The organism is Cohnella mopanensis, from assembly GCF_022352055.1.
Taxonomy (GTDB): Bacteria; Bacillota; Bacilli; order Paenibacillales; family Paenibacillaceae; genus Cohnella; species Cohnella mopanensis.
Map to the genome: position 1 here is coordinate 23254 of NZ_JAKRWM010000015.1, position 20062 is coordinate 43315.

The 20062-nt window shown below is 51.0% G+C and carries 17 protein-coding genes; 11 read left to right on the forward strand and 6 right to left on the reverse strand.

The genetic code is table 11. The annotated features are described in order from the left end of the window. The first annotated feature begins 59 nt into the window (after positions 1-59). From L3D05_RS20650 to L3D05_RS20660, 3 genes are all read left to right on the forward strand, one after another. Positions 60-842: an SDR family NAD(P)-dependent oxidoreductase gene (locus tag L3D05_RS20650; RefSeq protein WP_239618224.1), complete on the forward strand. Its 783-nt coding sequence runs from the start codon at positions 60-62 to the stop codon at positions 840-842. Between the two features lie 44 nt (positions 843-886). Next, a complete protein-coding gene (locus tag L3D05_RS20655) occupies positions 887-2491 on the forward strand; it encodes a DEAD/DEAH box helicase (RefSeq protein ID WP_239618225.1) in 1605 nt (534 codons plus the stop codon). Between the two features lie 196 nt (positions 2492-2687). Further along, a complete protein-coding gene (locus L3D05_RS20660) occupies positions 2688-3989 on the forward strand; it encodes an S-layer homology domain-containing protein (RefSeq protein WP_239618226.1) in 1302 nt (433 codons plus the stop codon). 78 nt (positions 3990-4067) lie between these two features. Here L3D05_RS20660 and L3D05_RS20665 read toward each other — a convergent pair whose 3' ends face one another. Then, positions 4068-4286: a hypothetical protein gene (locus L3D05_RS20665; protein WP_239618227.1), complete on the reverse strand. Its 219-nt coding sequence runs from the start codon at positions 4284-4286 to the stop codon at positions 4068-4070. 106 nt (positions 4287-4392) lie between these two features. Between L3D05_RS20665 and L3D05_RS20670 the strand changes: the two genes are divergently transcribed. From L3D05_RS20670 to L3D05_RS20690, 5 genes are all read left to right on the forward strand, one after another. Next, a complete protein-coding gene (locus tag L3D05_RS20670; RefSeq protein WP_239618228.1) occupies positions 4393-5496 on the forward strand; it encodes a GerAB/ArcD/ProY family transporter in 1104 nt (367 codons plus the stop codon). Next, positions 5493-6932, forward strand: a complete 1440-nt coding sequence (locus L3D05_RS20675; RefSeq protein WP_239618229.1) for a spore germination protein — start codon at positions 5493-5495, stop codon at positions 6930-6932. The genes L3D05_RS20670 and L3D05_RS20675 overlap by 4 nt, the downstream gene beginning before the upstream one ends. Next, on the forward strand, positions 6929-8068 hold the full coding sequence (locus tag L3D05_RS20680) for a Ger(x)C family spore germination protein (protein WP_239618230.1): 1140 nt from the start codon (positions 6929-6931) through the stop codon (positions 8066-8068). The genes L3D05_RS20675 and L3D05_RS20680 overlap by 4 nt, the downstream gene beginning before the upstream one ends. A gap of 86 nt (positions 8069-8154) precedes the next feature. Continuing rightward, positions 8155-8943 carry an ABC transporter ATP-binding protein gene (locus tag L3D05_RS20685; RefSeq protein WP_239618231.1) on the forward strand — a complete coding sequence of 263 codons (789 nt, stop codon included), beginning with the start codon at positions 8155-8157 and terminating at the stop codon, positions 8941-8943. Next, positions 8936-10246 (forward strand): ABC transporter permease, encoded by a 1311-nt coding sequence (locus L3D05_RS20690; RefSeq protein ID WP_239618232.1) that lies wholly within the window; start codon positions 8936-8938, stop codon positions 10244-10246. Before L3D05_RS20685 ends, L3D05_RS20690 begins: the two co-directional genes overlap by 8 nt. Before the next feature lie 217 nt (positions 10247-10463). Here L3D05_RS20690 and L3D05_RS20695 read toward each other — a convergent pair whose 3' ends face one another. Next, positions 10464-11771, reverse strand: coding sequence for an aminotransferase class I/II-fold pyridoxal phosphate-dependent enzyme (locus L3D05_RS20695; protein WP_239618233.1), 1308 nt, complete (start codon positions 11769-11771; stop codon positions 10464-10466). Positions 11772-11872: 101 nt separating this feature from the next. Beyond that, positions 11873-12499 (reverse strand): pyridoxamine 5'-phosphate oxidase family protein, encoded by a 627-nt coding sequence (locus tag L3D05_RS20700; protein ID WP_239618234.1) that lies wholly within the window; start codon positions 12497-12499, stop codon positions 11873-11875. Between the two features lie 114 nt (positions 12500-12613). Between L3D05_RS20700 and pdxR the strand changes: the two genes are divergently transcribed. Together pdxR and L3D05_RS20710 are read left to right on the forward strand one after the other, a co-directional pair. Then, positions 12614-14134 carry a MocR-like pyridoxine biosynthesis transcription factor PdxR gene (gene pdxR / locus L3D05_RS20705; protein ID WP_239618235.1) on the forward strand — a complete coding sequence of 507 codons (1521 nt, stop codon included), beginning with the start codon at positions 12614-12616 and terminating at the stop codon, positions 14132-14134. Further along, positions 14127-14912 (forward strand): helix-turn-helix domain-containing protein, encoded by a 786-nt coding sequence (locus L3D05_RS20710; RefSeq protein ID WP_239618236.1) that lies wholly within the window; start codon positions 14127-14129, stop codon positions 14910-14912. Before pdxR ends, L3D05_RS20710 begins: the two co-directional genes overlap by 8 nt. A gap of 74 nt (positions 14913-14986) precedes the next feature. On the opposite strand, the gene asd is transcribed toward L3D05_RS20710, so the two are convergent. Further along, positions 14987-15778, reverse strand: a complete 792-nt coding sequence (gene asd, locus L3D05_RS20715; RefSeq protein WP_239618237.1) for an archaetidylserine decarboxylase — start codon at positions 15776-15778, stop codon at positions 14987-14989. A 167-nt stretch (positions 15779-15945) separates the two neighbouring features. Here asd and L3D05_RS20720 point away from each other — a divergent pair, with 167 nt between their 5' ends. Next, positions 15946-17094: a glycosyltransferase family 4 protein gene (locus L3D05_RS20720; protein ID WP_239618238.1), complete on the forward strand. Its 1149-nt coding sequence runs from the start codon at positions 15946-15948 to the stop codon at positions 17092-17094. Between the two features lie 845 nt (positions 17095-17939). Here L3D05_RS20720 and L3D05_RS20725 read toward each other — a convergent pair. Beyond that, entirely contained in the window at positions 17940-19331 is a 1392-nt protein-coding gene (locus L3D05_RS20725) for an Nramp family divalent metal transporter (protein ID WP_239618239.1), read from the reverse strand. 233 nt (positions 19332-19564) lie between these two features. Then, positions 19565-19930, reverse strand: coding sequence for an ArsR/SmtB family transcription factor (locus tag L3D05_RS20730; RefSeq protein WP_239618240.1), 366 nt, complete (start codon positions 19928-19930; stop codon positions 19565-19567). Between the last annotated feature and the right edge of the window lie 132 nt (positions 19931-20062).

Sequence of the window (20062 nt, forward strand, 5' to 3'; positions counted from 1 at the left end):
CATGGTATAGTATTCGTAGCTCAGCTTTTATTGCTTATTTCCTCCAAGGAGAGGTAATGATGAGAGTAGCATTAAGTGATAAGGTCGTGCTCATAACAGGGGCATCGAGCGGGATCGGGGCATTGGTCGCTAAACTTCTGGCCGATAAGGGAGCAATTCCCGTTCTCACGGCGCGATCAAGGGATAGAATGCTTAAGTTATCCGCATCCATTCAAGGCGAGCACGCCGTGTACGAGATGGATGTCACCTCGGATGAGCAGGTCAAGCAAGTCGTCTCGCAAGTGCTCGAGCGTTACGGTAAAATTGACGTACTGCTTAACAATGCCGGATACGGGGAGTTTATTCCTTTTACGGAAGCCCGGATCGCCGACTTTCATGAGATGATGGATGTAAACTTCATGGGGGCGGTACGCTGCACCCAAGCGGTCTTGCCTTCCATGCTCGAGGCTGGGCGAGGGCATATCGTCAACGTGGCCTCGATGGCCGGAAAAATGGCGACCGCAAAATCGACTGCGTATTCCGCGACCAAGCATGCGATACTCGGACTGACGAATGCGTTGCGCCAGGAATTGCGCGGTTCGGGTATCGCCGTGTCCGCCGTAAATCCGGGGCCGATCGATACGCCGTTCTTCGATCGTGCGGATCCAGACGGGAATTATGTCCGTAACGTTAAATGGTTCATGATGTCGCCGGACAAAGTCGCAAAAGCGATCTTGGGCGTCATCGAGCGGCGTAAACCGGAACTCGATTTACCTTGGACGGCTTCAATCGGAGTCAAATTCATGCAGGTGTTTCCTCGGATTAGCGATTCGCTCTTTGGGCGGTTCATGAATAAGAAGTAAGGTTTTTACGTTATTTTGTCAAATTAAAGACTGGGGTTGAGTTGATGGGTTTTATAGAGTTAGGTCTGAACGAGGTGCTTGCTCAGAAGCTGGCGGCTGCCGGAATCTCGGAGCCATCTGAAGTGCAGAGTCAGGCGTTGCCTGAGTTGCTGAGCGGAAGAGATGGCGTATTGGTGTCTCCGACAGGTACGGGGAAGACGCTCGCTTACTTGCTGCCCTTGTTGCAGAAGATCGACGGCTCGCGCCGGGAGACGCAAGCGTTAGTGCTCGCGCCGACGCAAGAGTTGGCGATGCAAATTATGCGCGAAGCGGAAACTTATGGGCAACCGCTCGGCATTAAAGCTACGGCGCTTATCGGAGGAGCTTCGCTGGCTCGCCAGCTGGAGCGAATGAAAAGCAAGCCCGCGCTTATCGTTGGAACTCCGGGTCGCGTACGAGAGGTGGCGAGCACTCGCAAGCTGAGCTTGCATTCGGTAACGTCCGTAGTCATAGATGAGACGGACCGTGTGTTCTCGCTCGGCGGGAAAAATGACGTGGAACAATTGATGCGACAGTGTTCGCGCGACAGGCAGACCGTATTCGTGTCCGCTACCCGTTCGGAAGCAATGAGGGATGCGGAGCGCAAATGGCAGAAGGACCCTTGGGTGTCCGACGTGACGGAGAAGGAAAACGAGAACGGGCTTTCGTCGACATTGGAGCATTGGTATTTCTTAAGCGACCGTCGCGAGAAAATCGATCTGATCCGTAAAATCGTTCGGCACATGAAGCCGACTTCGGCGCTCTTATTCGTTAACGATACGGAGAAAATCGGGGAACTGCTTGCTAAACTGCGCTATGAGGGAGTTTCCGCCGATGCGTTGTACGGAGATACGCGCGGCCAAGAGCGCGGGGAAGTGATGCAGCGATTCCGTAAAGGACGCACGAAGCTGCTGATCGCGACCGATGTGGCTGCCAGAGGCTTGGATCTTCCGGGATTGCCGCTCGTTATTCAATTCGAGCCCGCTCTCGATGCGGACCACTACGTGCACCGTTCGGGCAGAACGGCCAGGATGGGACGCGATGGAACTTCGATTACGCTGATTTCTCCGGAAGAAAGATTTATTATCGACAAGCTGGAGAAACAATTAAAGATCCAAGTGCAACCGAAGGTTCTATACGAAGGACGAGTCGTATCTTTGGAAGAGGGCATCGCCAAGAAGGGGACGGCCGTTGAGCGCGGCCCTCGATCCGGCGGCCAAGACGCTAAGGATGGACGTCCGGTATGGAAGTCGAAGGCGGAATACTTGGCGACGCTTAAGCCCGAGTCTAGGCAGGAGAAGAAGCCATCGGAACAGGCTAGGCCTAATCCGCAGACGGAGAAAAATTCGTACTCCGGGAAAAAACCTTTGTCGGCCGGCAGAACGTATTCGGAAGACAAATCATACAATAAGCCGGTGCGTGCGGATAAACCGACAACGCCTAAAAAGACAGCCGATAAAGCTCCGGTTGCTAGCGTAACCACTTCCGCGAATGCCGCTAAACCAGCAATGAAGGCACCGGTCAAACCAGCGAAAGTGAAGGCGGACCGGGCGAAGGATAAGAAAAACAAAGGCGCTCCGAAATGGTTAAAGGAAAAGCGCGAGTCGTCTGCCTCAGACAAAAAAGAATAGAATATTAAAGCTAACTAAGCCCACCGCGTCATGGTGGGCTTTTTTTGTTCGATTTAGTCCCGGAAATGGGTCCTTTCCCATACTTTAGGCTTATTTTTCCTCTAGGACCCTCCGATAATCCAACTCTCCTCCGAATGGTATAGGCATACGGGATTTATCCGTGAATACGCTACTTACCAAAGGAGAGATTGATCTCATGAAAAATGCCCAACCTATGTTGAAGAAAACGGCTGCCGCCACTTTGGCCTTAACGATGTTAGTCGGAGGCGCAACGGGAGTCATGGCTTCCGCGAAGTCCAAGCAAGAATCCAACGATTGGAAAAACAGTTCTTGGGATAACAAGAACGATAAGCATAACGATAAAGACGACGATAAAAAAAATAAAAACAATAAAAACAATAACGATAAGAACAAAAACGATAAAAAGAACAATTCCAAGCTTCAAATCAACCTCAACTTCGGCGACTTGAACGAGAAAGAATGGAAATGGGCGTACGACCACATTATCCGGCTCGCCGCGCAAGGGGTATTTAACGGATATGAGGACGGCAGCTTCAAGCCTCGCAACAACATTACGAGAATAGAAGCTTTAGTAGCCGCAGTTCGCCTGCTTGGATTAAAGGAAGAAGCAGAGAAGCCGGAGAACATGAACGCTAAGCTTAACTTCAAGGATTTCGATCAATTGAAGAAAAAATACGGCTGGGCAGTAGGATATGTTACCGTTGCGCTCGAGAACGACCTGTTCTCGGAGACGGACAATGTGATTCAAGCGGATAAGCCGGCTAACCGACTGTGGGCATCGGTACTGCTCGTCAAGGCAATGAAGCTGGATGCCGAAGCTAAGAAGAAGATGGATACGGTATTGCCATTCCGCGACGCTAAAGACATTCCTGCAGGTTCCGTTGGCTATATCGCGGTTGCTCTCGAGAAGAACTTGATCACAGGCTATAACGACAATACGTTCCAGCCTAACCGTCCCGTAACGCGTGCCGAGTTGGCCGCATTGTTAGATCGGGTTGATCAGCAACTTCCCGAGGATCAGAAGGCGCAAGCGATCACGGGAACGATCCAAGCGATCGCGGGCGGCAACATCACCGTGAAAAAAGCCGACAATACGACGATTCAAGTTCCGGTAGATGCGAACGTGTTTATTTTCCGCAAGGATGTCAAAGCGCCATTGTCCGCTCTTCAGGCAGGAGACGAAGCACTCGTGCGTACGTATCAGGGCAAAGCGGTGTTCATCGAGGTTACGAAGCCGGCGGACGTTATTTTTCAATTAGTGGATTCGGGAAAAGTCGGCTCCTTCAGCTTGAACGCGCAAGGCAAAATCGCTACGCTTTCGCTCAGTAAAGAAGTGAACGGCACGCTGCAAACGATCATCTATAACGTAGATGCGAACGTCACGATTATCGGAAACTCCGGCGTCTTGTCGCCGAACTTGAACGTCGTCGTTAAAGGGACTAATAATATCGTTCAATCGATTGAAATATTGGCATAATTCCTATTTATAAGCTTCGCAATGAGGGGACCGCTTCCGGGCGGTTCTTTTTTTGTGTGCGGAAATTGACAGTGAATCTCATTGACGAGAATTGTCGGATTTCGTGACGGGCTGAAACCGATCCGCAACGAGTAAAACAAGGATAACTGGCACTAAAGTAATCGTATCGACAAGGAAGAATCCCCAGTTACTTATTGAAATCCACCTGAACCATTGGTAATCGGACATAAATACGGACACAAGGTAAAGCCAAATACCGGATAACGCATAGGCGATCGCACACGCTTTGGAATTCATATCCACACCTCTTTTCGAAGAGCATTCCACTCACTCTCCAAGGTTATACAAGGCATAATTCGAATGCGAGAGCACATACTGAATGCATTGGAAAGGATGGAACGATATGGAACGTCGGATTACGATTAGCAATATTCAATTGATGTCTTTAATCGCGATTACCTCGATCGGAACATCGAGTCTTTATGCCCCCGCCACTTTAGCCCGCTATGCGGAACGTAATTCTTGGTTCCTGGTTCTGGCCGGAGGGGCGGTCGGGTTGTTGAACCTATACGTATTCCTATGGTTGAACCGAATGTATCCGGACAAAAATCTGATCAAGATTTGCATGCATTTGCTGGGACCTTTGGTCGGCGGCATTGTTGCGTTGGGTTTCATATTTTACTTCTTGGATATCACGTCGTGGGTACTAAGGGAATTTTCTCAATTTTTTATCATTGCCCTTAATCCCATCATTCCTCAAAACTGGTACTTGATCGCGGGAGTCGTTATGTGTCTTTACGCTGTATTTCACGGTCTGGAAGTATTCGCGAGAGTAACGGAGATCGTTTTTTTCATTACGGTAGCCACTTTGCTGACGATCTATTTGCTGTTGCTCAACCAATATCACCCCGAATATTTGTTTCCCGTACTGGAGGAGGGGATGATTAAACCCCTTAGCGGCTTAATGATCTCCACTTCGTGGTTCGGCGACATGATGTGCGTCTCCATGGTTCTGCAGCACGTGCGCAAAACCAAAAGAACGATGGCGTATGCGACTTGGGCAATCGGGATCACGACTATTCTCATGCTCATGTCCGTTCTTTCCTGTACCATGCTGTTCGGGGCGCAAACGACCGAAACGTTTACTTATCCTATCGTGAGCTTGATTCAGAATATCAAGCTGTTCCGCAATATCGAACGGTTTGATGCGGGGCTCGTCGCCGTGTGGGTAATGAGCTCGTTCATCAAAATTACCGTTTATTTCTGGGCCGCGGTTCAAGGCCTCAAAGATATGTTGCGAATCCGAAAGCCGCGCCTATTCCTAATACCATTGGCGTGCGGATTCTTTCTATGTTCCAAGTATAAAGTGTGGGGACTTATCGAATTAGCCACCTTTTACGACAAACAGGCATGGTATTTCGTATCGTTTCAGTTCTTCATTCCAAGTCTGTTGCTATTGATAGCGCTTATGAGAAGAGATAGCCACAAAAGGCGGGTGAGCTCATGAACGGGAATAAAACGGTATTGTCCGACGACGTAACGGAGAATAAGCGGTTATTAAACGAACGGATGCAAGGAACCGAAGATTTAGTCATGTCCGATGCTTTCAATGGCCAAGGAGAGGCCCTAACGGTCTGTTATTTGGAAGGATTAATCGACAGCCGCAGACTTGAACAAACGCTCGTTCTGTACATGGAAAACAAGCGTTTGTTTCCGGCCTTTCGAACGGATTCCAAGTTACACTCCATCGAGGAAGTAACCGATTGCCTCGTATCGGGAATGACGGTCCTGCTCTTCACGGAACCTGCCTACGGCGTAGCGATCGATACGTTGGGCGTACAGTTGCGCAACGTGGAAGAGCCCCCGAGCGAAGCAACTGTAAAGGGATCGAGAAGCGGGTTTACCGAATCCTTATACAATAACCTCGCGCTGATCCGCTTTCAATTTCCCGCAGCTAGCCTGAAGGTCGAATTTCGTAAAGTGGGTTATTTAAGCAAGACCACGATTGCGGTTCTCTCTGTCGGAGGGATAACGAATGCGGAGATTCTCGGAGAAGTGCACCGTCGAATCGGTGAAATATCGGAAGACGCGATATTGGGAAGCAATGATATCGAAGAATGGATCACGGACAATCGAGGAACGATGTTTCCTCTGATCGAATCAACCGAACGGCCCGATCGGGTCGTCGGAGCGTTGCTGGACGGAAGGATTGCCGTCCTCGTACAAGGAACCCCATTTGCGCTATTGTTGCCGTTCGTGTTCTTGCAGGCTTTCCAAGTAAGCGAGGATTACTCGTGGAACTATTATATTGGATCCGCCATGCGTGTACTTCGGTTGCTTAGCGGATTAATCGGCATGTTGCTGCCTGCCTTCTACGTGGCAACCGTCACCTTCCATCATGAATTGGTTCCAACTCCCTTATTGCAAAGCATAGCAGCAGCTAAAGAACCGGTACCCTTCCCGGCAGTGGTCGAAAGCACGGCCATGATGCTCGCCTTCGAGATCATGCGCGAAGCGGGCATTCGCATGCCTAAGCAAGTGGGACAAGCGGTTAGCATCGTCGGGGCGCTTATCTTGGGACAAGCAGCCGTACAGGCCGGCATAGTGTCGCCGATTATGGTCATCGTGGCGGCGTTGACAGGAATTTGTACGTTCACGCTGCCGCCGACCATGATGAACTACGTGATTCGGGTCCTCCAATTCGGGATGACTTTTCTTGCCTCCCTGCTAGGTTATGTTGGAATTACTGTGGGAATTATTATGCTATTGACTTACCTGGCGTCGCTTCGTTCTTTCGGAGTACCCTATCTTGGGCCTGTTGCTCCTTTCGATATGAGCGAATTGACCGACGTGCTCGTACGCCGTCCGAGCACGAGCAAAAATAGACGACCGAGTCTATTCCGCGCGATAAACTTGAATCGAAATCGAGGCAAGACAAGATGAATGCCAGATCAGGGCTTATGATATTAGCGATCGGCGTCTGTTTATTGAGCTCGGGATGCAAAGGGATTATGGAACTGAACCAACTGCACATCGTTCATACCGTAGGCATCGATGCAGGGCGGAATAACGGGGTTAAAATCACGGCCGAAATCGCCAGGCTCTCCGCCAGCGGTCAACAGCCTAAAGGGATGCAAGACCGAACATTTTACTTGTCGGGCGAAGGAAATAGTTTATTCGAAGCAGCCCGGCTCATGAGGACGAAGACCGACCGGACGCTTCTATGGGGACATGCCACGGTCGTCGTAATCAGCAAGGCTGCAGCCGAACAAGGCATCGGCAAGCATATTATGGCCATAAGGAAGCTTAGGCAGTTCCGAAACTCCACGTTGGTCTATGTGACGGAGGGCAAGGCTTCCGAAGTGTTGGAAGCGACCATGCCGAACGCGACGATCACTTCGCAGGCTCTTAGGGGGTTGTCGGAGGGCGGGGAAAGCACGGCGCTGACCCAACAGACGACCTTGATCGACGTATATAAAGATTTGATTAATCAATACAGAGACATTCATATCCCTGCCGTGCAGTTGCTTGAAGACCCTAGCGGAAAGAAGAAATCTTTACTGAAGTCCGAAGGGCTGTATGCTTTCGATAATGATCGAATTGTCGGGCTCATGAAATTCCGGGAAACGAAGGGATATTATCGGGCGATGGGCAGTTTGAGTGGTTCCGTCGAGACGATACCGTGCGGCCAACATCAAACGGTCTCTTTCGAGAATACAAGCAGCAATAGCCGGTTAAAAACCTATTTAGACGCAAATGGTAACCCGAATGTCAGAATCGAAATCAATGCGGATTTAAATTTGGTTAGCGTCCAATGCGAAAAAAGCCAAGAAGGGACAATATCATTAATTAAACAATGGGAAGAAGAGCTGAATAAGGCGATTTCGGACGACGTCGAGCGATTCATTGCTTTCTCGCAAAAGAATCATTCTGATTTATTGGGGATCAAGGAACGAATACATCGAAAATACCCTAAGCATTGGAAGAAGATAAAAGATAAATGGGACGAGATCTATCCTACGACGAAGTTCAGCGTCGAGGTTCATACCAGAATTGACCATACGAACTTTACCACATAATCGAGTTAATGCGCTTCCCTTTGTGCACAGTACCCTCGCCCGGTATAATAGAGGGAAAAGCTGGGGTGTTATGGAGGGGATTCAAAGTGGCTTCAGAGCAAAGTAGCAGTGCCGTTCCCGCGCTTAAAATCAAAGAGCTAACGGGAGGTTATAGTCAGCGAAGACCGGTGCTGCACGAGGTGTCGATTACCGTTAATCCGGGAGAAATGGTCGGGCTGATCGGATTAAACGGCGCCGGTAAAAGCACTGCGATCAAACATATCCTTGGGCTCATGGTACCGCAGAAGGGGGAAGTCCGGGTTGCTGGCGTTACGTTGGAGGAGAACCGCGACCTCTACCGATCCTCGACGGCATATGTGCCGGAACAGCCTTCTTTGTTTCCGAACCTGACGGTGAAGGAGCATCTGCAATGGACGGCGATGGCCTATAACCTGGAGCAAGGAGCGGCGACGGCGAGAATGGAAGAGCTCGCTCAGACGTTTCGGATGACTGAAGCGATGAACGCTTTGCCGGACACGCTGTCTAAGGGAATGAAGCAGAAGGTTATGCTAATGAACGCACTACTCGTGAGCCCGCCCTTACTCATCATAGACGAGCCGTTCCTCGGACTGGATCCGCTCGCAATCCGTGGATTGTTAACCGCTCTGGACGAGGTTCGCGCAGGAGGGAGCGCGATTCTGTTAAGCTCGCACATTCTACCTGCACTTGAACGCAGGGCGAATCGGCTGGTAGTTCTGCACAGGGGGCGCATCATAGCGGAGGGTTCTCCTCGCGAAGTGAAAGCTCAAGCGGGCTGCAGCGATCCGGATTCCACGATGGACGACGCCTTCGAAGCGCTCGTCATGGCAGCGGAAGGAGGCCAACCGCGTGGGTAAGCTAGGGCAGGAGGAGCAATTCGGCTTTTTGCGTTCTCTTCGCCAAAGTCGCGCGGCGGCTTTCCGTCAAGAAGTCGTTCCCTATTTTCGATACGTGTTTCAGAGCGGATTCGGCCTATTTGTTTCGGCAATCTTCTTTACGGTACTAGTATGGTACATCGATTTCATTAAAGCGATCCCGGAGGAGTGGCGCGCGGATCTCGTTGGCGTGGCCGTCATTTCATTAGCCGCGATTCAAGCGCCCCTTCGTACCTATTTGCGTCCGGCGGATCCGGTATTCCTATTGGCGATGGAGGGCCGGATGCTCGAAGCTTACCTCAAGCCGATCTTGCGGAAAACGATCATCGCGGCCGTGCTACTAACTTTAGCGGTATTTTTACTATTTGCTCCTATCTATGTGCGCGCACCGCTCACTGCGGACATCGCGAAATCCCATCCCGTGGCGATACTGTGCGTATTGTTCGCGATCATTGCGGCTGGCAACGTATACGGTGGATGGAGGGAACGCAAAGCTGCCGCCCGTTCTTGGCGATTCGCTTTGAGATTAGCAAGAGGATTGCTGACGATAGTTGTTCTCGCGGCTCTATTACTGAAGCCGCTCGTGCTGGCAGTTCCGCTCATGCTGCTTTGCATGGGGGTAGTCGCGTTATTGTGGCGGTTACCAGTACAACATGCCTTGCCGTGGGAGAGGCTCATCGAGGAGGAAGCGGTGTCCCGCCGACGCTGGATGGCGTTCCTCGGCTGGTTCGTAGACGTTCCGTCGGAAGCTTCCAAGCCCGCTCGGCGCCGTTGGATTACGTGGGCAGGGGATTTCCTGTTGTGGCAGCATCGTTGGTCTTGGCATTTCTTATATGCCAAAGTCTTCTTACGCGGAGAGACATTCGGAGCGTTATGGCGCTGGGTCATAGTGGCCGGCATCGTGCTCATCGTGTCGGGAAATGTGTGGATCGATGCAATCATTTACGGAATCGCCATTCTTATATGCGGATTGCAATTAAGCGAGCTGCGCAGGGTTAGGTTTGTCGAAACGGCCGCAACGGTTCCGATCGCGCCGGAAGGAAGGCTAGTCGCGGCGTCGGCGATTGCCCGTTCAGCCGGATTAGTGGTAGCCGTGCTGCTCGGATTGGTGGGCATGCTGACGACTAACTGGGGCGCGTCCGGTGCAGGCAAAGGGGCCTCTGGCGGCGAGGTTACAGCGTATCCACTTGAGCATTGGCTGATTATGATTGCATTCGGCGTGTTATGGTGCGGTTGGTGGACACCGCGGAAAATCTCCAAATTCGTCGATGAAGATGATTTGTAGAAGGCTTGCATCCCAAGTAACAAATCCGCCCCTGTAGTCCGGCAAAACCGGACTGCACGTTGCCAAAGTAACAAATCCGCCCCTGTAGTCCGGCATAACATAACCGGACTGCAAGCGGCCAAAGTGTGGGGCTGTAGTCAGGTGATCAAAAACAAACTAACATAAAAATGGCTGGCACAGAGGAGAACCCTCTAAGCCAGCCATTTTGCAATTGTATTTATGCTTTTCCGCCCTTAACATCGAGAACGGCTTGATAGATCCGGTCGAACAGATCTTCGAGGTTCACTTCTTCGATGCAAGAGAAAGCAACCCGCAGATCGGTTGTGCCAAGCGCGATCGTTCCGACGCCATAAGCGTTCAGCAAACGCTGACGAACGGCTTCGGCATCCACGTTGAAAAGCTTAAGGCACATAAAGTATCCCGAGTTAAAAGGATAATAAGCCCATTCTTCGTTACCGTATTTGCCGCTGTCGAGCAACTGCTTCACTTTGTTGGCGCGACCCTTCATGATGTTGAACTTCTCTTCCTTCTGCGCTTGGAACTTATCCGATTTCAACGCGCGAAGGATGAACGTTTGGGAAGGGTGAGGACCGCTGGAAATCGTGGCGCGGATACATCCGATCGTCTTCTGCTCCAATGCCGCCAAGCTGGCTTCCGTCAATCCGCCGTAAGTGATAAATCCTACGCGGAATCCCCATACGTATTCTTCTTTCGTTGCTCCGTCGACTTTGACCGCGAGCACTCGCTCGTGCAATCCGCATAACTGGCCGAACAGCGACTCCTGCAAGGAGTCCTCGAAGAACAAACCAAAGTATGCGTCATCCGTTACCGCTACGACGTTAATTCCAGCTTCGGCAGCGTCGCGGATAGCGGCGACGATCTCGCGGCCTTCTTCCGGACTCGGAGTGTATCCGGTTGGATTGATCGGGAAGTTAAGCAAGACGATCGCTTTGCCGCGATCTTTCTGAGCGAGCAGAGCGTCGCGCAGTCCAGCCGAGTTAAAGCGGTTGTCGGCATTGTATAGCGGATAGTAGACCATGTCGGCGCCGCGGCGAACATTAAATGTTAATTCGTAGTTTTCCCAGTTTTTCTCCGGAACGATGACGGCATCGCCAACGTCGGCAAACAGGTCGGAGACGATGCTCAGGCCGTGCGTCAAAGCGTTGGTGACAACGGGTAAACTAATATTTTTGCCCACGATGGATGGATTCTCTACAAACATCTTCTCGCGCCATACGGTACGAAGCTCCGCTTTTCCTCCAGGAGGGGCATATTCGTATATGTCCTTCGGATCGTATGCAGACAATGTTTCTTGAATAATGCCGAGGTGCATCGGAATGCCGTTCTCCGTTGCGATCCCGATCGTAGCATTATAAAGGTTCGCCTTCTGCTTCGCTTCGGCAGATTGGCTTAGAATGCCAAGCTTAGGCATATAAAGTGCTTTTCCTAATCCGGAAAGCATTTCGGCTGCATTCGGGTTGTCACGGGTTAACGTTTCGTTTAACTGCTGGGCAAGAGGGTTCATGACTTCCATCCTTCCAATATTCATTAGGTGATATTATACACTATTGAAAGAGGAGCGTCATTGAAATCGATCGCAATCTCCGAAAAAAGACAAGGGAAATTTTAGGAGTCACCAATTGGACACTTTAAAGCGCTGTCGCGAACGTGCTTTATCGTAGCGGCATCTCCGTTAAGATTGCGTTCGCATAACTTTTCTACGACCTGGTCTCTGCGTTTGTCAGATAAATTTTGCCCGAATTTGAATTTTCCAGTCATTTCGTCAGGGTCAAGGCGCATCACGGCTACACCTCGCAAGGAGGATTCGTAACGGGAGTCTGCCGCGTCGATCGGCGCATGTCCACCTTCAGGTTGCATATTCCTTAGCAAGGCCGCTAAAGCAGTTGCTTTTTCCGCGGGATCCTCAACTTGGGCGACGATGCCCCGAATCCGAACGGAACGGAAGAACACGGTTGCCGGACAAGCCAGATAAGGATCCGTGAAATAAGACGGGATAAACGCATGCGCTTGGTAAACGACGAACTCTGCTCGTGGGTCGTTGTTAAGTCCGGCCATTTTCTCCCCTTGCTTGCTGCCATGGAAATAAATCGCTTGATCGCAGTACACGTAATTAAGAGGGACAGCTTTGGGCCAGCCGTCAGAGCCTATGAACGTCAATACCCCATCGTGCAACTCCCTCAGAAAGGCTTCGCATTGCTCGGGTTCCGATACTTTGAACTCTTTTCTTCTCATCCGGTAACGACTCCATTCCTTGTTAAGTTAAGATCTAGTGTAAGACGAATATTGACAGGGTAAAAGATCCAATTTACATTAAAATGACTAGTCCATTTCGAAAGAGTGAATCGATTGAATTTTCCTTTTGCCTATTCCGTTAAGCTCGCTGAATGCGGGACCAAACATTTGGCGCTTTATTTGGCTATTCGCGAGGCCATAACAGAGGGCCGGCTTGCCCCCGGAGAGAAATTACCTTCGACAAGGCAGCTTGCCGCGTTGTACGAATTGTCTCGCGGAAGCGTAAGCTTGGCTTATGAAATGCTTACCGCGGAAGGTTTCGTCCAATCCGGAATCGGCCAAGGCACGTTCGTCTGCGGATGGGAACAGGAAACAACGACCGAGAGAACGGACGAGCCCGATCAAGCTGAGGCGGCACCGAAGCTAACGGAATGGGGGCGTCGTTTAATGCGAACGCGAGCCTCGACCGTCGAGCGTGCCGAAGGGGAGGGGATCGAACCTCTCTCTTTCGTTCCGGAAGGCGTCGGATCCGAATGGTTCCCGTGGATGGAATGGAAAGCGGAAGTCGCCTTGCAGTGGAAGAAGTTCGGAGTAGCTTGGAAGGACGGACATTCTTCGGAAGGCAGCTTAGCGTTGAGGCAAGCGATTTCCAACCGTCTGCGACGTGAGAGGGGAATTGTTTGCGATGCCGAGAACATTATGATTACGTCCGGTTCGATGCAGGCTATCGCCTTGCTTGCCCAACTGCTGTTGGAAAAAGGGAAAACCGCGGTTATAGAAAGCCCTTGCTATACGGGAATTCAGCGGGCGGTGAACGCAACGGGGGCTATGGTGATCGACGAAGCCGTCGACGACAACGGCATTATTCCGCAGGATTGGGATGCGCAACTACTGTTCGTAACGCCGACCCGGCAATTCCCGACGGGAGCCGTGCTAAGCTATGAGCGCCGCCGCGCGTTGCTTGCTTGGGCTTCTCGGAAGAATGCATGGATCATCGAAGACGATTATGACAGCGATTTTCGTTGGGGAGGCCGTCCGATCGAACCGCTTAAAGCGTTGGACCGGGAAGGCAGAGTCGTCTATGTAGGAACATTCTCGCGTTCCATGAGCGTTGGGGTCCGGATCGGATACGCGGTCGTACCCAATGAACTCATCGAGCCGTTCATCGCTGCTAAAAACTTGTATGATCCTTATCCGACGGGCATCGTCGAACAATTGGCTTTAGCGAACTGGATGTCGGAGGGGGGGTACGATCGGCACATGCGCCGGGTGCGCAGAACGTTCGGTAAGCTGGAAAACAAGCTTCGGTCAGGTTTGACGCGACATCTGGAAGGTTTATTCGAAGTGATCATGTCCGATGCGGGTCTGCACGTATATGCAAAATGGAAAAAAAACGCGGATGACTACGCACGATTGGTTCGGGAATGCGAAAAAAAAGGCGTGACGTGGAGGGACGGGGCTAGGTATGATACTTGTCAAGGGAATACTTCCGTACCGCGGCTCTCGGCTTTATTCGGCTTCGCTCACCTAGACGAAGGCCGAATCGAAGCCGGAATCGAGCTAATCCGCCAGACCGCGTACGCTTTGGGATTATTCGACTCCAACCAAGGACAAGGAGGAACCGTTCATGCTTGAGCTTTCACCATCGTCTTTCGTACTGCTCTCTTCGTTCGCGAAAATTTCCTGCGAGCCCGGCTGGAAGTGGCAAAAACGAGAAAAGCCTTTAGCGAATTACGATATTTTCTACGTATGGAGCGGGGAAGGGGAGCTGTTTCTTAACGGTAAACCTTATAAGCTTGGCAAAGGCAGCTGTTTCTTGTTCCGTCCGGGAGACCACACGAGCGCTACCCATAATCCGCAAAAGCCGCTCGTCCTTACTTATATTCATTTTGATGTATCGGAAAAAGTTGGACACGTCCCCGAGCCTTATCGGGAGATCGAGGATACCTTCGACTTCGAGCATATGCTCGCTAAATATGTACGATTGTTCTTGGTCCGTACATACGCGGCCGAGATAGAAGCCCAATTGATTCTGAAACAGCTGATCATCCATCTGCTGCGTTACGAGCGGAAGGAACCGGTCGAGCGCAAAGCGAGTAACCAACTGACAGAGAGCATACGCGAAGTGGCCAACTACATTCAGCAACATCCTGGCATCGTACATCGCGTGGACGATCTTGGCAAACGGGCGGGATTGTCCTCCCGGTATTTTTCCATCAAATTCAAGGAACTCATCGGGATGTCCGTGCAGACCTATATGATCCGGACAAGAATAGAGCGGGCGCAGCACTTGCTTATGCATGCCGGAATGAACGTGACGGAAGTCGCGGATGCGCTCGGTTACCGGGATATTTTCTTCTTCAGCCGCCAATTTAAGCAATATACGGGAAAAAGCCCCTCGGAGATTCGTTGAGGGGGACGTTCATAATATTCGCTTAAAGCGAACGCGCGCCGAACATAATCGGCGCGCGCTGTTTAAGTTCGCTATTACTTTCGCTCCAACAACGTTCCGAGCTTCTCGCCCATTAGAACCTTATCGCCTAGCTTCAAATCGGAACGGGGCTGCAGTGTTCCATCCTCCGTCAGCAGTACGATCGTAGAGCCGAATTCGAAGTAAGCCAGCTCGTCACCGCGGCCCAATTGGTGGGGCATAGGATCGACGTATTTAATGCTGCTTACGTTCAAAGCTCCGACTTTAACGACGGCAGCTTCTCCAACATCGTTACGGATATAGGTGACAAGCCTTTCGTTACGGGAGAGGACGCGCCGCATGGACGTCAAGCCGAATTCGTTAACCGGGTATACACGTCCGAGGATATGTTCGGTTTCCACAATCTCTCCTTCGCAAGGCGAGTGAATGCGATGGTAATCCGTCGGGCTTAAATAGAGTACCCAGAAGTAGCCGTTAAGGTATTGAGCAAGGCGAGGCGAGCCGTTAAGCAACTCCTCTACTGTATAGTCCTGGCCTTTAACCTGTAAGATCATACCGTCTTTAATTACGCCGCAGCCAGTGATTTTGGCATCGACGGGGCTGACTAGAACGCTGTCAGTCTGGTCGATCGGCCGTTTGCCGGGTTTTAGCCTGCGCGTGAAAAAGTCGTTCAATGAACGATAGTCCTCCAACCGTTTTTCCGCATCTTCAACCGGTATTTTATACATCGCGGCGAAACGGGGAATCCAACGGCGGCTTAAGGAGGATTTAGCGAAACGTCCCGTCATGCGGGACAAAAATTTGCGTGAGGACAGTTCAGTCATCATGCGCAGCAGCCAACGAGTCATGCAGCCGAGCACTCCTTTATCGTAAAATACATTCCCGAGAATTGTGACACATCGGTAGATAAAGTGCAATAGTTCTTCGTATAACGTACATATGCCGTGACTTATCGCGCTTTGCCCGTATATGCTGTCACGACATGCCGACATTCAGCGGTAAGGGGAGTAGGACGATGCTTAGAGCGGCTTTCATTACTCCGGGAGCATTCCCGATTCCGTCTTCGATGGGCGGATCCGTCGAGCGCGTAGTGGAGAAGGTAGTCCCAGGACTGCTTCATCGCGTCGATGCGACGATTTACGGCCGAACGAGCAAACGTTTAACTTCCAATGGGAATATAGGCGGAATTCCGATCGAAAGATTTCCCGGTTCGGATAAAGCCAAGTACTTCAGATTAGTTCGCAGCAGGCTTGCCAAAGCTAAACCTGAGGTCATTCAGGTCGAGAATCGTCCTTTGTGGATTCCTCGATTAAAGCGTTCTTTTCCTAATAGCCGAATATGGCTTAATTTACATTCAACCACCTTTATTAATTCGCCTTACTTGAGCAAAGCGAACCGAAAAAGATGTCTTCTCGCAGCCGATCGTATTCAAGTAAATAGCGAATTTCTCCGCGCTTACGTTCAGAAACAGGTTCCGATGGCGGCGGGAAAAATCAGAGTCAACCATCTAGGCGTCGATGCGGTGAGATTTCCTGGAAGATCTAGTATAGAAGGCAACCTCATGCGACAAAAGTGGCGAGCGAAGCACGGATGGAAAAATCGACGTATCGTGCTTTACGTGGGAAGGCTCGTCCCTCAGAAAGGCGTCCACCATCTTCTGCATGCTTTGCCGAGCCTGATCGCGAGTTCGCCCGATGTGTTGCTGGTCATCGTCGGCAGCGCGCAATACGGCTCGCATAGGCAGACACCATATACAAAGCGGTTGCGTCAACAAGCGAAGCGCTGGAAACACCATGTTCATTTCCAACCGTATGTTTCTCACGCCGAAATCCCGTATTGGTTTGCAATGGCCGACATGGCTGTTGTACCTTCCGTTGGGCAAGAAGCGTTCGGACTCGTTAACCTCGAAGCAATGGCTTCCGAGCTCCCTGTCGTCGCAACGAGAGCGGGCGGGATGAAAGAGATCGTCGTTGATGGCTCTACCGGCTTTCTCGTAAGAAAGGATGCCCCGGCCATCGTAAATGAGCTTGCAAACCGCATCAGTTACTTGTTAGTTAATGAGGCAGCGTGCGAGGAGATGGGACGCAGGGGGAGAGCGCGGGTTTTGAACCATTTTCTATGGCGTCATACCGCGGAGAGGTGGCTCGGGTTTCAGTTCACGTAAGGTGCGGCTGAAATGGCTCCAGGGGCTAGTTATAGTCGCATAATGCGACGATGAGAAGGCAAGCGGAGCAAATCAGCCAGCTATAGTCGCATAATGCGCCGATGAGAAGTCAAGCGGAGCAAATCAGCCAGCCAATGTCGCAAAATGCGACGATGAGAGGGCAAGCGGAGCAAATCAGCCAGCTATAGTCGCATAATGCGACGATGAGAGGGCAAGCGGAGCAAATCAGCCAGCTATAGTCGCATAATGCGACGATGAGAAGGCAAGCGGAGCAAATCAGCCAGCCAAAGTCGCAAAATGCGACGATGAGAGGGCAAGCGGAGCAAATCACCCAGCTATAGTCGCATAATGCGACGATGAGAGGGCAAGCGGAGCAAATCAGCCAGCTATAGTCGCATAATGCGACGATGAGAAGGCAAGCGGAGCAAATCAGCCAGCCAAAGACGCATGATGCGACTTTGGCTGGCTGATTTGCTCCGCTTGCCGTCTCATCGTCGCATTATGCGACTATAACTGGGTGATTTGCTCCGCTTGCCTTCTCATCGACGCATTTAGCGACTATGGCTGGCTGATTTGCTCCGCTTGCCGTCTCATCGTCGCATTATGCGACTATAACTGGGTGATTTGCTCCGCTTGCCTTCTCATCGACGCATTTAGCGACTATGGCTGGCTGATTTGCTCCGCTTGCCCTCTCATAGTCGCATTATGCGACGATGAGAAGGCAAGCGGAGGAAATCACCCAGCTATAGTCGCATTATGCGACGATGAGAAGGCAAGCGGAGCAAATCAGCCAGCCAAAGTCGCATGATGCGACTTTGGCTGGCTGATTAGGCAAGGCGGATGGATTATCCCCAGAACGTGCGATACAGCAAGTATAAATTCAAGCCCATGATGACAACCGCGATAAACCAAGCTAGTATGTTCAGCCACATCGGGTTGACGAATTGTCCCATCTTCTTCTTGTTGCTAGTAAACTGGACGAGCGGTACGACGGCGAAGGATAACTGAAGCGACAGAATAACCTGGCTCAGAATGAGCAGATCCATCGTCCCTCTCTCGCCGTACATAGCCGTTACGATAACAGCGGGGATAATTGCAATCATCCGCGTAATCAGCCTTCTAAGCCAAGGAGCGAGTCGAATGTTCAGGAAGCCCTCCATGACGATCTGCCCGGCCAGCGTTCCCGTCAGGGTAGAGTTCTGACCGGATGCAAGCAACGCGACTCCGAACAGGATCGCGGCTAACGAAGTGCCTAGCATCGGAGCTAACAAGTGATAAGCTTGCCCGATCTCGGCAACGTCGGTGCGCCCCGCCGTATGGAAGACGGCTGCGGCGATGATGAGGATGGAAGCATTGATGAATAAAGCGAAAAACAAGGCAATCGTCGAATCCCAGGTGGAGAAGCGGATCGCTTGCCGCTTCCCAAGCGCGGTTTGTTCGAACTGGCGCGTCTGCACAATGGAGGAATGCAAGTACAAATTATGCGGCATGACGGTTGCGCCGAGAATCCCTATGGCGATATAGAGCATTTCCGGATTTTTGACGATTTCGGCGGTAGGCACGAAGCCGCGGAGCACGCCTCCCATCTCCGGAGTAGACCAGATAAGCTCGAACGCGAAGCACAGGCCGATCGTGGCGATTAAGGCGATGACGAGAGCTTCGAGATACCGGAATCCTTTGTTTTGAAGGAACAGAATGATGAGTACGTCCAATGCGGTTAAAATTACGCCGTACAGAATGGGAATATTAAATAATAAGTTTAAGGCAATGGCGGCTCCGATGACTTCAGCCAGATCGCACGCCGCGATAGCAAGCTCGCATAAGATCCATAAGCCGAAATTTACCGGGTTACTATAATGATCCCGGCAAGCTTGCGCCAGATCCCTTCCGGTTACGATGCCTAGTTTACCCGATAGGGCTTGCAAGACAATGGCCATTAAGTTGGATATCAAGATGACGGATAATAACGTGTAGCCGAACTGCGAGCCTCCTGCTAGATCGGTAGCCCAGTTTCCAGGATCCATATAACCAACGGCAACCATATATCCGGGTCCGGCGAATGCCAGAAACTTACGGAAAATAGAGCCGTTCTTCGGAATTCGGACGGTCCGGAACGATTCCGGCAAGGATACCGCATCTCTCTCTCTGCGCCAACCGCTTTCTTTTGGATTGTTTTCTATAGGAGCTGTCGGATTTGTAGTGACGGGCGGCGTAGCAACTGCCAGTTCATCATGCATAATGGTTCACCTCGATATTGATGTTGTTCATGGCAACAAGTGTGGCGTTTGGGACATTAATTTTCCCTAAGGCAAAACTTGAATGCTATAAATATACGCCCGAATCGAGGAAAAGTAAACCGGAAAATGCATCGTTGATTATCATTTGTGCAAAACAAAAAAAGCTTGCCGAATAAATTCGGCAAGCCATTGCCCGTCTCGACAGGAGAGCGGGTGTTTTGTGTTTTCACATTTTACCCATGATCCAAGTGTTGCAGCGTTTGCAGGAAAATTTGTTCAATGTGGGAATCATCGAGCGAGTAGAAGACGGTTTTTCCGCTTTTGCGGCGTTTAACCATTCTCATATTTCGTAAATACCGAAGCTGATGGGAAACGGCGGATTGACCCATCTCGAGCAGTACGGATAAGTCGTGAACGCATAGCTCTTGATGGAGAAGCGCGCCGATCAGCTTAATTCTCGTGGGATCGCCCAGTGCTTTGAACAGCTCTGCCAACCGGGATGCGGAATGATCATTGATCATTCGCTGCTTGATTTCCTGCAATGGAATATCCGAATGGGTACAGCCTTCACTGGATTGATCGAGCAATGGGTTGTTCATGGCTAGGCTCCCTTACTATTCATTGCAAATGCTCTTCTATTATATCGTAACTGGTTATCCGCGGAAATATTGCGCCCCTAATTTGTTGTTCGGATAGGGATAGTCGCCCATCCTCGTGACGTGCCCATGGGT

Excerpts from the sequence above, each read along its gene's own strand:
- L3D05_RS20700 (WP_239618234.1), bottom strand. The coding sequence starts at position 12,499 with ATGAGAAGAAAAGAGTTCAAAGTATCGGAACCCGAGCAATGCGAAGCC.
- L3D05_RS20725 (WP_239618239.1), bottom strand. The coding sequence starts at position 19,331 with ATGCATGATGAACTGGCAGTTGCTACGCCGCCCGTCACTACAAATCCG.
- L3D05_RS20675 (WP_239618229.1), top strand. The coding sequence starts at position 5,493 with ATGAACGGGAATAAAACGGTATTGTCCGACGACGTAACGGAGAATAAG.
- L3D05_RS20680 (WP_239618230.1), top strand. The coding sequence starts at position 6,929 with ATGAATGCCAGATCAGGGCTTATGATATTAGCGATCGGCGTCTGTTTA.
- L3D05_RS20660 (WP_239618226.1), top strand. The coding sequence starts at position 2,688 with ATGAAAAATGCCCAACCTATGTTGAAGAAAACGGCTGCCGCCACTTTG.
- L3D05_RS20720 (WP_239618238.1), top strand. The coding sequence starts at position 15,946 with ATGCTTAGAGCGGCTTTCATTACTCCGGGAGCATTCCCGATTCCGTCT.
- asd (WP_239618237.1), bottom strand. The coding sequence starts at position 15,778 with ATGACTCGTTGGCTGCTGCGCATGATGACTGAACTGTCCTCACGCAAA.
- L3D05_RS20670 (WP_239618228.1), top strand. The coding sequence starts at position 4,393 with ATGGAACGTCGGATTACGATTAGCAATATTCAATTGATGTCTTTAATC.
- L3D05_RS20665 (WP_239618227.1), bottom strand. The coding sequence starts at position 4,286 with ATGAATTCCAAAGCGTGTGCGATCGCCTATGCGTTATCCGGTATTTGG.
- L3D05_RS20655 (WP_239618225.1), top strand. The coding sequence starts at position 887 with ATGGGTTTTATAGAGTTAGGTCTGAACGAGGTGCTTGCTCAGAAGCTG.
- L3D05_RS20650 (WP_239618224.1), top strand. The coding sequence starts at position 60 with ATGAGAGTAGCATTAAGTGATAAGGTCGTGCTCATAACAGGGGCATCG.
- L3D05_RS20695 (WP_239618233.1), bottom strand. The coding sequence starts at position 11,771 with ATGAACCCTCTTGCCCAGCAGTTAAACGAAACGTTAACCCGTGACAAC.
- L3D05_RS20730 (WP_239618240.1), bottom strand. The coding sequence starts at position 19,930 with ATGAACAACCCATTGCTCGATCAATCCAGTGAAGGCTGTACCCATTCG.
- L3D05_RS20710 (WP_239618236.1), top strand. The coding sequence starts at position 14,127 with ATGCTTGAGCTTTCACCATCGTCTTTCGTACTGCTCTCTTCGTTCGCG.